13 protein-coding genes are annotated in these 11882 nt (G+C 59.9%); 1 reads left to right on the top strand and 12 read right to left on the bottom strand.

What is annotated here, in order from left to right:
* Positions 1-1119 precede the first annotated feature (1119 nt).
* The 3 genes from OHL16_RS00845 to OHL16_RS00835 form a co-directional block, all read right to left on the bottom strand.
* Entirely contained in the window at positions 1120-1572 is a 453-nt protein-coding gene (locus OHL16_RS00845) for a hypothetical protein (protein WP_263365185.1), read from the bottom strand.
* Between the two features lie 27 nt (positions 1573-1599).
* Positions 1600-1737 (bottom strand): hypothetical protein, encoded by a 138-nt coding sequence (locus tag OHL16_RS00840; RefSeq protein WP_263365184.1) that lies wholly within the window; start codon positions 1735-1737, stop codon positions 1600-1602.
* 210 nt (positions 1738-1947) lie between these two features.
* Entirely contained in the window at positions 1948-3411 is a 1464-nt protein-coding gene (locus OHL16_RS00835; protein ID WP_263365183.1) for an RNB domain-containing ribonuclease, read from the bottom strand.
* A 135-nt stretch (positions 3412-3546) separates the two neighbouring features.
* Here OHL16_RS00835 and OHL16_RS00830 point away from each other — a divergent pair, with 135 nt between their 5' ends.
* Positions 3547-4491, top strand: a complete 945-nt coding sequence (locus OHL16_RS00830; protein WP_263365182.1) for a DMT family transporter — start codon at positions 3547-3549, stop codon at positions 4489-4491.
* Positions 4492-4542: 51 nt separating this feature from the next.
* On the opposite strand, the gene OHL16_RS00825 is transcribed toward OHL16_RS00830, so the two are convergent.
* From OHL16_RS00825 to galK, 9 genes are all read right to left on the bottom strand, one after another.
* On the bottom strand, positions 4543-5238 hold the full coding sequence (locus OHL16_RS00825) for a LutC/YkgG family protein (RefSeq protein ID WP_263365181.1): 696 nt from the start codon (positions 5236-5238) through the stop codon (positions 4543-4545).
* On the bottom strand, positions 5201-6670 hold the full coding sequence (locus OHL16_RS00820) for a LutB/LldF family L-lactate oxidation iron-sulfur protein (RefSeq protein ID WP_263365180.1): 1470 nt from the start codon (positions 6668-6670) through the stop codon (positions 5201-5203). The genes OHL16_RS00825 and OHL16_RS00820 overlap by 38 nt, the downstream gene beginning before the upstream one ends.
* Positions 6667-7407, bottom strand: a complete 741-nt coding sequence (locus OHL16_RS00815) for a (Fe-S)-binding protein (protein WP_263366199.1) — start codon at positions 7405-7407, stop codon at positions 6667-6669. The genes OHL16_RS00820 and OHL16_RS00815 overlap by 4 nt, the downstream gene beginning before the upstream one ends.
* A 216-nt stretch (positions 7408-7623) precedes the next feature.
* Positions 7624-7896 (bottom strand): hypothetical protein, encoded by a 273-nt coding sequence (locus OHL16_RS00810; protein WP_263365179.1) that lies wholly within the window; start codon positions 7894-7896, stop codon positions 7624-7626.
* Complete coding sequence (locus OHL16_RS00805) at positions 7893-8639, bottom strand: DUF899 domain-containing protein (RefSeq protein ID WP_263365178.1); 747 nt, start codon at positions 8637-8639, stop codon at positions 7893-7895. Before OHL16_RS00805 ends, OHL16_RS00810 begins: the two co-directional genes overlap by 4 nt.
* 34 nt (positions 8640-8673) lie before the next feature.
* Entirely contained in the window at positions 8674-9135 is a 462-nt protein-coding gene (locus OHL16_RS00800) for an SRPBCC family protein (RefSeq protein WP_263365177.1), read from the bottom strand.
* 11 nt (positions 9136-9146) lie between these two features.
* Positions 9147-9530, bottom strand: a complete 384-nt coding sequence (locus OHL16_RS00795; RefSeq protein ID WP_263365176.1) for an ArsR/SmtB family transcription factor — start codon at positions 9528-9530, stop codon at positions 9147-9149.
* A 123-nt stretch (positions 9531-9653) separates the two neighbouring features.
* Positions 9654-10700 (bottom strand): UDP-glucose--hexose-1-phosphate uridylyltransferase, encoded by a 1047-nt coding sequence (locus OHL16_RS00790; protein ID WP_263365175.1) that lies wholly within the window; start codon positions 10698-10700, stop codon positions 9654-9656.
* The gene (galK, locus tag OHL16_RS00785) at positions 10697-11869 is read right to left on the bottom strand and encodes a galactokinase (RefSeq protein ID WP_263365174.1); all 1173 of its coding nucleotides are present in this window, start codon (positions 11867-11869) and stop codon (positions 10697-10699) included. The genes OHL16_RS00790 and galK overlap by 4 nt, the downstream gene beginning before the upstream one ends.
* Positions 11870-11882: the final 13 nt, after the last annotated feature.

Here is an 11882-nt window from a genome sequence, read left to right as displayed (position 1 = left end):
GTTACCGCAAACCCCGTTTCGAGGAACCCTCCCCTTTGTGGCTCGAATGGCGCGAGACAATTACTGTGTCGCTGGACTCTGCGCAAGCACTAGCTATCGGTGATTAGATCCCACGCTTCGAAGTACGACTTTGAAGGAATCCACGTCGGGAACGGGTCCGTATAGGTTGGCCGACCAAAGATTGTCGCTTGAAAGGCATGAGACCTGCCAATCTCGAAGTTGGTCAAAGTGAGGAGCCATACACGAAAAACGCATTGAGGTCTCCGGGTCTAGGAGGATTGGCGTGCCCCTAAAGTCTTTCTGGCCTAATTTTGCCGCCAAATTCTGAAGACGTTCCGCTATGGTTTGCGATCCCGGAGATGTGCTTTTGTCGTCGCTGATGACGATCGATTCGAACTCGACAGGTTCACCCAAGCGTGCCCGCACGAGTCTTAGCTCCCGTTGTCCTGCGGGCGTATCCTCTTGTCGCCACATCCAAGGAACTTTCACACTGAGTTCCTGGTAGGTGGCGGTCGAATGATGTCTAACAGTCCACAACCAAGCTCGCAGAGTCGGTTCTAAGTAGAGATACCCAACTCCAGCTACCAGTACGGTGGCAAGAAGAATACCGATCGGCTTGACCGGCAGATCGCGATTCCACCATCGGGGGTCAGGTCCTCCTGCCATCAGTCGAAGACTCCTCCAACACTCTTAGTGCAGTGAACTAAGGGTACCGTAGTCATGCTGAGCCAACGCTCCCGTAAAGTCGGGTTTCCGGAAACTTCAGCTAGCCATTTCGCGCCCTTCATTACATATTCGAATATGTCCTTATATTACAATCACTTACATAATCTCAACTCAAAATTCCCGGCAAATTTCGTTGTCAAGCCCATGAATCAACTAACTCACCGAAAATGAGTAACTTGCATATGGCATAGTAGCCCCTTCCATTCCGCTACAATAGAAACAGAACAAAAAGCCCGGCCATCAAGCCGGGCTTTCGCATTTAACTCCAGACTCCATGGACAGCCGCCAAAGCTGCCTTGCTGCTCCCGAAGTCCGGACTCAAATCTTCTCTTTCGAATACCTTGCACACTTTTTGACGGGTAGGGGAATACCATCATGGAACAAGAGATCGCTCTAGGCACCAGCCACGAACCCAAGCGGTTCCGGTGCCGCCACATCTTCACCGACGGCCGCCGCTGCGGCTCCATCAGTCTCCGCAACGAACACTTCTGCTACTACCACCACAACACTCGTAAGCCAGCCCAGAACCCCCGCGCCCGCAAGGGTCGCCTCAGCGTCTTCGACCTCCCACTGCCCGAGGACCGCTCCGCCATCCAGGCCTCCATCGGCCAGATCGTCCAGCGCATCGCCTCCAACGACCTCGACCCCCGACGCGCCGGACTCCTCCTCTACGCCCTCCAGATCGCCAGCCTCAACCTCCCCAAACCAATCCCGCAGCAAGACCCCGAGCCCACCATCGACGACGTCACCGTCGACCCCGAACTCGGCCACCTCGCCCCCACCCACGAAGTCCTCAACCGCCGCATGGCCCCGGTCATTTACAAAAGCATGTGGGACAACGCACAACGCCGCATCATGGATCTCGAAGCCAAACTAAAACAGTACGAACTCGAAGCCACTCAGCGCCTCATCGAAGCTGGCAAACAAAAAACAGAAGCTGCAGCCATCCTCCCCAACCTCCAGGCCGTCGCTACAGTCGAAGCCACCACCAAAATCGGGTGCCCCATTCATGCGGCCTCATCGCATGAGTGGGCAATCGCGCGCAGCGCGATCCGCGCTCCTCTAACCAGCCACAAACAATCGGGTGCCCCATCCATGCCGCAGCTTCATCGCGGCATGGGTGGGAAAGTAAGAATCCAAATCAACCCACCCACACCATCACTGTCCGAAGACCGTTCAGCCACCACAAACCCCATTCGTAGAACTGCAACCGCCTTCGGACTAACGGCCAGGCACCCGCGCGAAATCAATGTAGGCCATCTGCGGATTCGTGTGCAGCAGCTTCACGGTCACTGTGTCGCCAACGTCGAGCCCTTCCTCGCCGCGAACTACCCTTCCTTCAACTGGCGGGTCGAAGATGCGGACATAGGTTCCTTTCTGACTCGCGCCCGTCACTACGCCGCGGAAGACCTTGCCGATGCTGTCGGCAAGCGCCACAGCAGCGACTCGTTTTTGCATGGTGCGCTCCACCTTGTGGCCGGCCTTCTCTTGCAAATTGCATTGCGTAGCAATTGCGGTCAGTTCCGCATCGGTATACGGCGGAGGTTCATTAGCCAGCATCGCCCTCACGATCCGCTGCATAACCAGGTCAGCGAACCGGCGGTTCGGCGCGGTCGAGTGCGTGTAGTCGCGCGCAGCAAGTCCAAAGTGTCCCAGCGGCTCCTTGTCCGTGCCGCTCGAAAGAACATACTCGCCTGGGCCCATCAGTTTGATGATGGCCAATGAGAGATCGGGATAGTGCACCGGGTCCAGCTTTCGCTGCTTTCGAAGAAACGTGTTGAGAGCCGTTGAATCTGCTTCCGCCGGCAGTTGCGTTCCGTAGCGCCCGACCAAATCAACGATGCGGTCCCAGCGTTCCGGTGTTCGCACCACGCGCCGAATGCAAGACCGTCCCGCCGCGCGCAGCGTCTCGGCCATCGTCTCGTTGGCCGCAATCATGAAGTCTTCAATCAGCTCGGTCGCGTGATTGCGCGGAGCAGTCTGGATCGAGTGCACCTTGCCGTCGATGATGACCGGATCGGCTTCGATCCGGTTGAACTCGAGCGCGCCCTCGCTCACGCGCTGTTCGCGCAGTGCTTGTGCGGCCTCGTCCTGCAGCTTCAGTTGCTCCTGCAGAGCGAGCGAGCCGGCGATCTTCATATCGGGCCCGGCTTTGCCCTCAAGCCACGGCCCGACTCTGCTGTAAGCCAGTTGCGCCTTGTTTCGCACCATCGCCTCGTAGATCGCAGGCTGACTGCGGCATCCCTGCGGATCGACGACAAACTCAACCACCATCGCCGCGCGGTCCACGTTCTCGTTCAGAGAGGTCAGGTCAGTGGAAAGCTCATTCGGCAGCATGGGAAAGTTGCGCACGCCGGTGTAGACCGTCTTCGTCTGAAATGCCGCATGCTGATCGATCGGCGTGTTCTTCGCCACGGAGGCCGAAACATCGGCAACGCCAACCCGCATGCGGATGCCTCCATCTGTGCGCTCCGCTACTTCGATCTGATCGAGATCGCGCGACGTATCGTTGTCAATCGACGACCACAGCAGTCCGCGCAGATCGCGCATATTGTTATGCGATCCGTTCACAGAAGAATAGATCTGATTAATCTGGGCCTTCGTTCCGTCGGGAAAATCTGGTTGGAAGCCTTCGCGGAGCATCTCCGCATGGGCAGAAGCGGCAAGATCGAAGTGGTTAGCCATGCAGGAGATAGCCTACCACGCAAGTCTGTCAGAACAGGGCATCTCAGCCGAAAATAAAGCGAAGAAAAAGTTGCTCCCTTTTCTTGTCTGCAGCCTCTAATCAATATCCAAATCGATGCTTTAGCAGGGAGCTCTATGAGCCGGCGTGACACGCTTCAACTTCTTCTGCTTTCCGCTGTCTGGGGAGCATCCTTCATCCTCATCGAGATCTCAGGCCACAGCTTCCCTCCTGCGTGGGTTGCGCTGCTTCGTCTTACCTTCGGAGCCCTCTTCCTCTGGGCCGTCCTCCGCCTGGGCCGCCGCTCTCTGCCGCCCGCGAGATTTATTCCGGCTCTGGTTGCCGTCGCGCTGTTCAACAACGCAATCCCATTCATCTTCTTCGCGCTCGGCGAACACACCGTCCCCAGCAGCATCGCCGCCGTCCTCAATGCCACCACCCCAATCTGGGCACTGTTGATCACCATGGCCGTACAGAGCACTCGCCCCAATCGCTTCACTACCTGGGGAGTGCTGCTCGGCTTTACAGGAGTCATGGTTGTCGTCTTCAGTCACGGCCAGGATTCGCAGCGGCACGTCTCTAACGCCGAGTTCTTCCGTGGCGTCTTCTTCATCGCCCTCGCCAGCCTCGGCTATGCCATCGCCACCGTCATCGCCAAGATAAAACTCAAGGGCCTCGACCCAATCGGCCTCGCAACCACTCAACTGTCACTCGCGTGGCTCATGGTGCTGCCAGTCGCAGCCTTCGGAGCCCACCCGCTCCACATCCAGCGCAGCTCCTTCTTTGCGGTCATGTTGTTAGGAGTCGCCGGCAGCGGTCTCGCTTATCTCCTCTACTTCGACTTGCTCTCTCGCATCGCTGCGACCCACGTCGTCGCAGTGACATACTTGCTGCCCATCTGGGGCCTCTTTTGGGGATTCGTTGCACACGAACCCATCCTTTGGACAGCCTACCTCGGCGTCGTGGTCGTCATCGGCGGACTAGTGTTGCTGAATACCACCTCGTTCGACCAGCTCAAGGCCGCACTCGCGCTCCCCGCCCGCAAGAAGCCCGAAGTGGAAGTGGAGTACGACGCGAGCTAGATTGTCGTCACATGCCAGCGCTTGTCAAAGACCATTCACACAACGCAACGTTCAGCCGATCAAAATTACATCCAGAAAGCGCGGCCCGTGGACGCCCTTGATCCGAGTCATCTCAATGTCCGCCGTCGCCGAGGGCCCCGAGAAGAACGTCGTCGGCAAATCCGCCGTCGCCCGCAGACGATCCATCGCCTCCGGAACCGTCTCCACCACGTCCTCCACGCGCACGAGGCAAAGGTGGTAGTCCGGAACCAGCGTCACCGCACGCCTTCCTTGTCCGGCGACATTCTGCAGCACAATCGAGCCGGTTTCGGCGATAGCGACAGTGGCTCCCGTAATCACACCATCAAAGTGGTCCAGCTCCGTCGCCGGCGCTCCATCATCGACGACAAACGCACCCCCCTCCGGCAGCCACTCTGCGGCAAGTCCTGTCGGAACGACAATCTTCTCCTTGCCTCTTTCACGAAGCATTGCCGCCACGCTGCCGGCGACCTCGTCCGGCCGGACCCGCACCACGTGCGCATCATAGTCACGCAAGCGATCTTCCAGCAGTTCCAGCACTGCCTCACGCTCTCGCGTAGCTTCGCGCCGGTAGCCCCGCTCAATCGCTGTCCACTCGCGCTCCACTGCAGCAGCCACAGGCGTAGCACCCTTCGCCGCGCGAATCCTCCGCAGTATCTCCGTACGTGCTCCAGATGAATCAACCGTCGTCTCAGTTCCCACGCGAACCTCGCTTCTCCCACCAGTCACGGAAGGTCTCCTTCGGCATCTCCTGCAGGTCGCGCACCTGCGTCCATCCGCCCAGAATTCCAGGCAGCCAGCCAATCCATCCGCCATCCTGCCCATCCCTGCGCACCAGCGGAGCCTCAGCGATGCGCCCTAGCCGCTGCGCCGCTCGAAATCTCTTCTCGCTGCGGAAGATCAGCGCCATGGTCTTCATCGCCAGCGCCTCCGGGTCGAGCGAGCTCTTCTGCTCTACCACCTTGTTCCGTAGATGAATCAGCACCTCGGGGATATTGATCTTCACCGGGCACACCTCGTAGCACGCGCCGCACAACGACGACGCATACGGCAGACTCTGCGCATAGTGCATCTTCTGCAACTGCGGCGTCAGGATCGCCCCAATCGGTCCGGCATACACACTGCCATATGCGTGCCCGCCCGTCTGCCGGTACACAGGACACGCATTCTGGCAAGCTCCGCATCGAATACAGTTCAGCGTCTGCCGTCCTTCTTCATCGGCCAGCACCTCGGTCCGCGCATTGTCCATCAGCACCACATGGAACGAACGTGGCCCGTCACCCTCGTGCACTCCGGTCCAGATCGAGTTGTACGGATTCATTCGCTCGCCCGTCGCCGACCGGGGCAGAAGCTGCAGCACAACCTCAAGGTCCTGAAACCGCGGCAGCACCTTGTCGATCCCGGCGACCGTAATCAGAGTCTCTGGAAGCGTCAGGCACATCCGCCCATTGCCCTCGCTCTCGACGATGCAAACCCCGCCCGTCTCCGCGATCAGGAAGTTCGCCCCACTCACCGCCGTCTTTACCCGCAGAAACTTCTCGCGCAGAAATCGCCGCGCCGCGTCAGCAAGATCCTCCGGCTTCTCACCCAACTCTGGAAGATTCATCTCCCTCTGAAAGATCTCGCGAATCTGCTGTCGGTTTTTGTGCAGCGCAGGAACCACAATGTGCGAAGGCTGGTCGTGCCCAAGCTGGATGATCAGCTCCGCAAGATCGGTCTCGTAGGCATGAATCCCCGCCGCCTCTAGCGCCTGGTTCAGATGAATCTCTTCCGTCGTCATCGACTTGATCTTGATGACCTCGGTCGCACCTTCGCCCCCGGACCCGCTCGCCTTCACCAGCGCCGTTACAATCTGCTTCGCCTCGGCGGAATCTCGAGCCCAGTGCACCACGCCACCGGCCTTCGTGCAGTTGCGCTCAAACTCTTCTAAGTAGAAGTCCAGATTCGCCATCGTGTGCGTACGAATCTGCCTGCCGGCCTCACGCAACTGTTGCCAGTCCGGCATCTCGCCCACCACGCGGGCGCGCTTGTTCTGAATCACCTCCGTGGCATGGCGAACATTCTTCCTGAGTTGCGCATCGCGCAGCATCGTCTTCGCAGCTACCGGAAACGCAGGCGACGTCGTCGGATCGAGCACCGTCAGCTCCGCAGCTCTGCTCATCGCGGCACCGCCTCTTCGCTCGCAAGAATCTCCGCGAGGTGCACCGTCCGCACTCCCGTCCGCTGCCGGTGCAACGCTCCCTGAATATGCATCAGGCAACTGTTATCGCACGCCGTACACGCCTCCGCGCCGGTATTCAGCACCGCAGTCGTCTTCTCCGCAAGCATCGCGCTCGATACGTCCGCGTTCTTCACAGCAAACGTGCCGCCGAAACCGCAGCACTGCTCCAACCCTTCAATCTCCACCAGGTCGATTCCCCGCACGGCCCTCAACAAGCGCTGCGGCCCGTCTCCCAGCCCCAGGTTACGCAGTCCATGGCAGCTCGCGTGATACGTCACTCGATGCGGATAGTACGCGCCCACATCCTCAAGCCCCAGCCGCTTCGTCAGAAACTCTGAAAACTCAAACACCCGCGGCAGCAGTTCCTCCACTGCCTGAATCAGCTTCGCATCGCCGATCTCTGCCGCCATCTTCGGATAATGGTCGCGTATCATCGCCACGCAGCTCGACGACGGCACCACCACCGCCTCAGCCCCCTTGAACTGCGCGACAAATCGGCCTACCAGAGGCAGCGCCTCTGTCTGATAGCCCGTATTCCAGTGCATCTGCCCGCAGCAGGTCTGCCCCGCCGGAAACTCCACCGTATGGCCCAACCGTTCCAGCACCCGAACTACTGCCTTGCCCGTCTCCGGAAACAGCGTGTCATTGTAACAAGTTATGAATAACGCGACTCGCAGACCCAACCTCCCCCGTTCGCTTGAAAAGCCGATGGAGCATAAATTTCCCCAACGCAAAACATACGTGGTATGCGCTGACGATTCATTATCCTTCAGCCTGACGAGGAAACGCGTTGGAGCAAATCCTTTTAACGACGTCACCTGTCGTTGGATCGGCGGGGTCGCCTCCGACCTGAACCCCGTCAAGACCGCTCCGCGGCAGTGACATCGCGAGTGTCAGCTCAGCCGGCGCTGCCGCCGAACCGAAATCTGGTCTACCGCCAGATAGATCACCGACGCTGCAAAGACCGCAGCCATCAACGGACGCAGATACTCCGCGACCGGCGCGGCAAGCCCCGCGCCAATCCCGATAGCAACATACGCGGCCACACACGCAGGGCACTTCGGCAGCAGAAGCAGCATCACTCCCGATCCGATGCTGCCTCCTGTGCCAAACCAGCGCCGACGCCGGCCTCCCCTGCGAGGCATAGCGCAGCAAGCGGCACTCATGCGCCCACTCGCTTCGCGGCTACGGGCTCATATCGATCGTGGTGCCGAACCCACGCCATCGGATACGGCAGCGCATCCTCGTCCCTGCCTTTCGGAGCCATATCCAGCAGCGCGTAGACGCCGAGCAGTCCCTCTAATCCGCGCCCATAGCTCGAGTAGGTATGAAACACCTCCCCCGCCTCGTTCTTGTAGAACACGCTGACCCCAGGTGCCTCTTCAGATGGGAAGCCCGATGTTCCGAAGTTGTATGGTTTGCCCTTCGCGATCTGCTCTGCCGTAAACGACACCGCAAAGTCCTGGTTGAAGTCGCTGCTGAAGGACGACACCCACGGAAAGCTCCATCCCATTCGCTCTTTGAACGCCTTGATCTTCTCCATCGGGGCCCGCGAGACCGCCGCAAAGGCCGCGTCGCGCTGCGTCACATGAACAATCGTGGCATCCACCGTATCGGCCACCATCGAGCACGATGGGCATCCCTGCTCCCAATCAGGCCCAAACATGAAGTGATAGACGATCAGCTGGCTCTTGCCGTCGAACAGATCAGCCAGCGCCGTCTTCCCCTCCGGCCCCTCAAAGACATAACCCTTTTCGAGCTTCGTCCACGGCAGTTCCCTGCGCGCCCGCAGAAGTTGATCGCGCTGCCTTGTAAATTCCTTCTCCTTCGCCAGATGAGCCATGCGAGCATCCAGCCACTCTTTCCTCGATACAACCTTGTGTCCCAGATCAACTGTGCTTGTGCTCATTGCTCCTCCTTTTTGGTTGAACCGCTGTCCTTCGCTACTTCTGCGACGGAACGCCTCGACGCTCCGCTCCCTCACGAATTCTCTGCAACAGGCTGCCCCAGCCTTCCGCAACTCTCACATCAGGAGCAATCAGCCCCATAGCCCGATGCACAAACCTCATCTTCGTAACCCCGTTCTCCTCCGCGAGTCTGTACTGCACATTCGAGATCGCTGGATAAGACATAAACAGCGGCCCGCAGATCTCCAGCAGCGTCGGCCGCCTGATCGCCTGCACATTTCCCCAGAAGTGGCCCGCTCCATTCCCCAGATCCCGAAACCACCGGCCGCCCGGCCACGGTTCCAGCTTCATCGGCATCGGCTCAGTGTCAGGGGTCTCGTTATACGGCCCCATCTGCTCCAGAATCGTCTCGAATACGACATCGATCGGCGCCGCGATCTCCTCTTCCCTCACGATCTCCAGCGCGTGCACCGTCTGTTCCGTAACGTTCGCAGCCATACTCCCTCCAGTCATCGATTTGTCTTGCTTCCGTCTTTCGGCGATTCGTTCTCGCGCGCAATGCGTTCCATCGCCTTCTGCTCAGCGCGCTCCTTGATCCGGTCAATCTGATGCGTCCAGAACCGCTCATACGTCTTCACCCAGTCGTGCACCGCCTTCAGTTTCTCTCCATCCAACCGGTACATGCGGTGCTGCCCGCGCTTCACGACCGTCACAACGCCGACCTTGCGAAGCACGCCAAGGTGCTTCGACACCGCCGGCTGTGCAAGTTGCAACCGGGCGACAACATCGCCTACAGCCCATTCCTGACCATCAATCAGTACGTCGATAATCTCTCTCCTCCGCGGCTCCGCAATCGCGTTGAAGACATCGGACGTTGTCGCAGTTCGTGGCATGCATCCTTATATATTCCTATATAGGAATATATGTCAAGCGCCCATTCAACTTTGTTTAAAAAAAATGAGAGGAGCCTTTATCGGACTCCTCTTTGCTCCCTGCCTCAACTGTTCTTTGAGACGCTACCTCACCCCAGGACGTTCTGCCGCCTGCCGCAGTGTCTCGGCGGCCGACTCCGGCGTAATATCCCGCTGCGGCGACCCGAGCAACTCAAACCCCACCATGAACTTCCGTATCGTCGCCGACCGCAGCAGCGGCGGATAGAAGTGCGCGTGGAAGTGCCACTCAGGATGCTCCTCACGATCAAACGGCCGCGGATGCAGCCCCATCGAATACGGAAACGGTGTCTCGAACACCTCGTCATAGGTCCGCGTTACCGCCTGCAGCATCGCCGCCAGCCCATCCCGCTCTGCGCTGTTCATCGATTCGAGGTCCGCCACATGCCGCACGGGCAGAATCATCACCTCAAACGGCCACACCGCCCAGAACGGAACCACTGCAACAAAACTGTCATTCTTTGCAACGACCCTCTCGCCGAGCGCCACCTCCATCTCGCGATACGCGCACAGCAGACAGCAGCCATGCACCTTCATATACTCCGCCTGCGCCGCCTGCTCAGCTACCGCCTCATTTGGCAGCGACCGGCTCGCCCAGATCTGGCCATGCGGGTGCGGATTGCTCGCCCCCATCATCGCGCCGCGATTCTCGAAGACCTGCACATAGCTGATGTCCTCGCGCGCACCCAGTTCTTGGCACTGCGCGTCCCACACATCCACTACCGCACGAATCTCCTCGACGCTCATCTTCGCCAGCGTCAGATCGTGCCGCGGCGAAAAGCAGATCACACGGCACACGCCGCTCTCGCCCTCTGCAACCAGCAGTCCTTTGCCGCCCTCGTCCGAAGAAAACCGCGGAGCATCCAGCTTCAGCGCGGCAAAATCGTTCTCAAAGATGTACGTGCTCGCATACCTGTCTGTCCGCACACCACCAGCGCGCACGTTTCCAGGGCACAAATAGCACTCCGGGTCATACGTCAGCGCAGCCGGAGCAACCGGCTTCTCCACCTGCCCCTGCCACGGCCGCTGCGTCCTGTGCGGTGAGACCAGCACCCACTCCCGTTTCAGCGGATTGAACCTGCGATGCGGATTCTGCTGCGCTAGCGGATTCATCGCACACCTGCCTTGGCCAGTGCCAGCGCGCCATCCGATGCAGCGCTCACAAAGCAATCCGCCTTGATGCCCGTCGCCGCCTCATACTCACGCTTCACGGCGTCGACAAATCCCGCAGCCGCCTCTTCCCGGACAACATTCACCGTGCAGCCGCCAAACCCGCCGCCCGTAATCCGCGCGCCGAAACATCCAGCCTGCCTCATCGCAATATCCACCAGCGTATCCACCTCAGGGCAGCTCGCAGCGAAGTCGTCCCGCATACTCGCATGGGCCTTCACCATCAGCGCACCGAACCGATCCACATCGCCCGCCAGCAGCGCCTCGCGAGCCTGCAGCACGCGCGCATTCTCGGTAATGATGTGCCTGCACCGCGCATAGCTCGCCGCGCTCATCTTCTCCCTGCAGGTCTCAAGGTCCGTGAGCGTAGCGTCCCGCAGCAGCTCAACTCCCTTGCGCTCGTGCCTCAGCACCGACTGCCCGGCCTCCACCTCATCGCGCCGGTCGCCGTACTCACCAGTCGCCACCGCGTGCTTCACCATCGAATTGCAGATCACCACCCGCACCTGTTCCGGCAGCGGCAGCAGCTCAAACCCAAGAGAGCGGCAATCGAGCATCATCGCCCGATGCTCAATGCCACCAGCGACAATGAACTGGTCCATGATTCCGCTCTTTGCCCCGACATACTCGTTCTCCGCCCTGCGACACATCGTCGCCAGTTGATCGAGCGGCAGTTCCACCCCCGCATGGGCCAGCAGCGCCATCGCCGTCGCCACCTCCACCGAAGCCGAAGAGCTCAGCCCAGCCCCAAGAGGGACGTCTCCCATCAGGCTCATGCTGAAGCCGCCAACCCCGACTCCCTCCTGGCCGAGACTCCACAGCACGCCCACCGGGTAATCGCTCCAGTGCCCGCGCGGAGCCCTCTCCAGCGAGGAGATCTCATACGAAACTTCCTCCCCGTAGTTGTCCGAGTAAAAGACCGCCCGCCCATCCTCGCGCGGACTGATGACCGCCACCGTGCGAAAGCCGATCGCCATCGGCATCACCAGGCCACCTGTGTAGTCGGTATGCTCGCCTATAAGATTGACCCGCGCCGGCGCCTCAAACGCCCGGCCCTCCCGCCCAAACCTCTGCCGATGGGCGCCAAGCAGCGCCGCCTCATTCAAGCTCATCAACCACCCTACC

Origin of the sequence: Edaphobacter bradus, from assembly GCF_025685645.1 — a bacterium.
Classification (GTDB): Bacteria; Acidobacteriota; Terriglobia; order Terriglobales; family Acidobacteriaceae; genus Edaphobacter; species Edaphobacter bradus.
The sequence above is the reverse complement of the archived record's forward strand: the minus strand, read 5'-3'. Positions and strand labels throughout refer to the sequence as shown.

Coding starts and splice junctions, on each gene's coding strand:
- OHL16_RS00840 (WP_263365184.1), bottom strand. CDS start 1,737: ATGAATGGGGCACCCGATTTTGGTGGTGGCTTCGACTGTAGCGACGGC.
- OHL16_RS00835 (WP_263365183.1), bottom strand. CDS start 3,411: ATGGCTAACCACTTCGATCTTGCCGCTTCTGCCCATGCGGAGATGCTC.
- OHL16_RS00830 (WP_263365182.1), top strand. CDS start 3,547: ATGAGCCGGCGTGACACGCTTCAACTTCTTCTGCTTTCCGCTGTCTGG.
- OHL16_RS00820 (WP_263365180.1), bottom strand. CDS start 6,670: ATGAGCAGAGCTGCGGAGCTGACGGTGCTCGATCCGACGACGTCGCCT.
- OHL16_RS00810 (WP_263365179.1), bottom strand. CDS start 7,896: ATGAGTGCCGCTTGCTGCGCTATGCCTCGCAGGGGAGGCCGGCGTCGG.
- OHL16_RS00805 (WP_263365178.1), bottom strand. CDS start 8,639: ATGAGCACAAGCACAGTTGATCTGGGACACAAGGTTGTATCGAGGAAA.
- OHL16_RS00800 (WP_263365177.1), bottom strand. CDS start 9,135: ATGGCTGCGAACGTTACGGAACAGACGGTGCACGCGCTGGAGATCGTG.
- OHL16_RS00795 (WP_263365176.1), bottom strand. CDS start 9,530: ATGCCACGAACTGCGACAACGTCCGATGTCTTCAACGCGATTGCGGAG.
- OHL16_RS00790 (WP_263365175.1), bottom strand. CDS start 10,700: ATGAATCCGCTAGCGCAGCAGAATCCGCATCGCAGGTTCAATCCGCTG.
- galK (WP_263365174.1), bottom strand. CDS start 11,869: ATGAGCTTGAATGAGGCGGCGCTGCTTGGCGCCCATCGGCAGAGGTTT.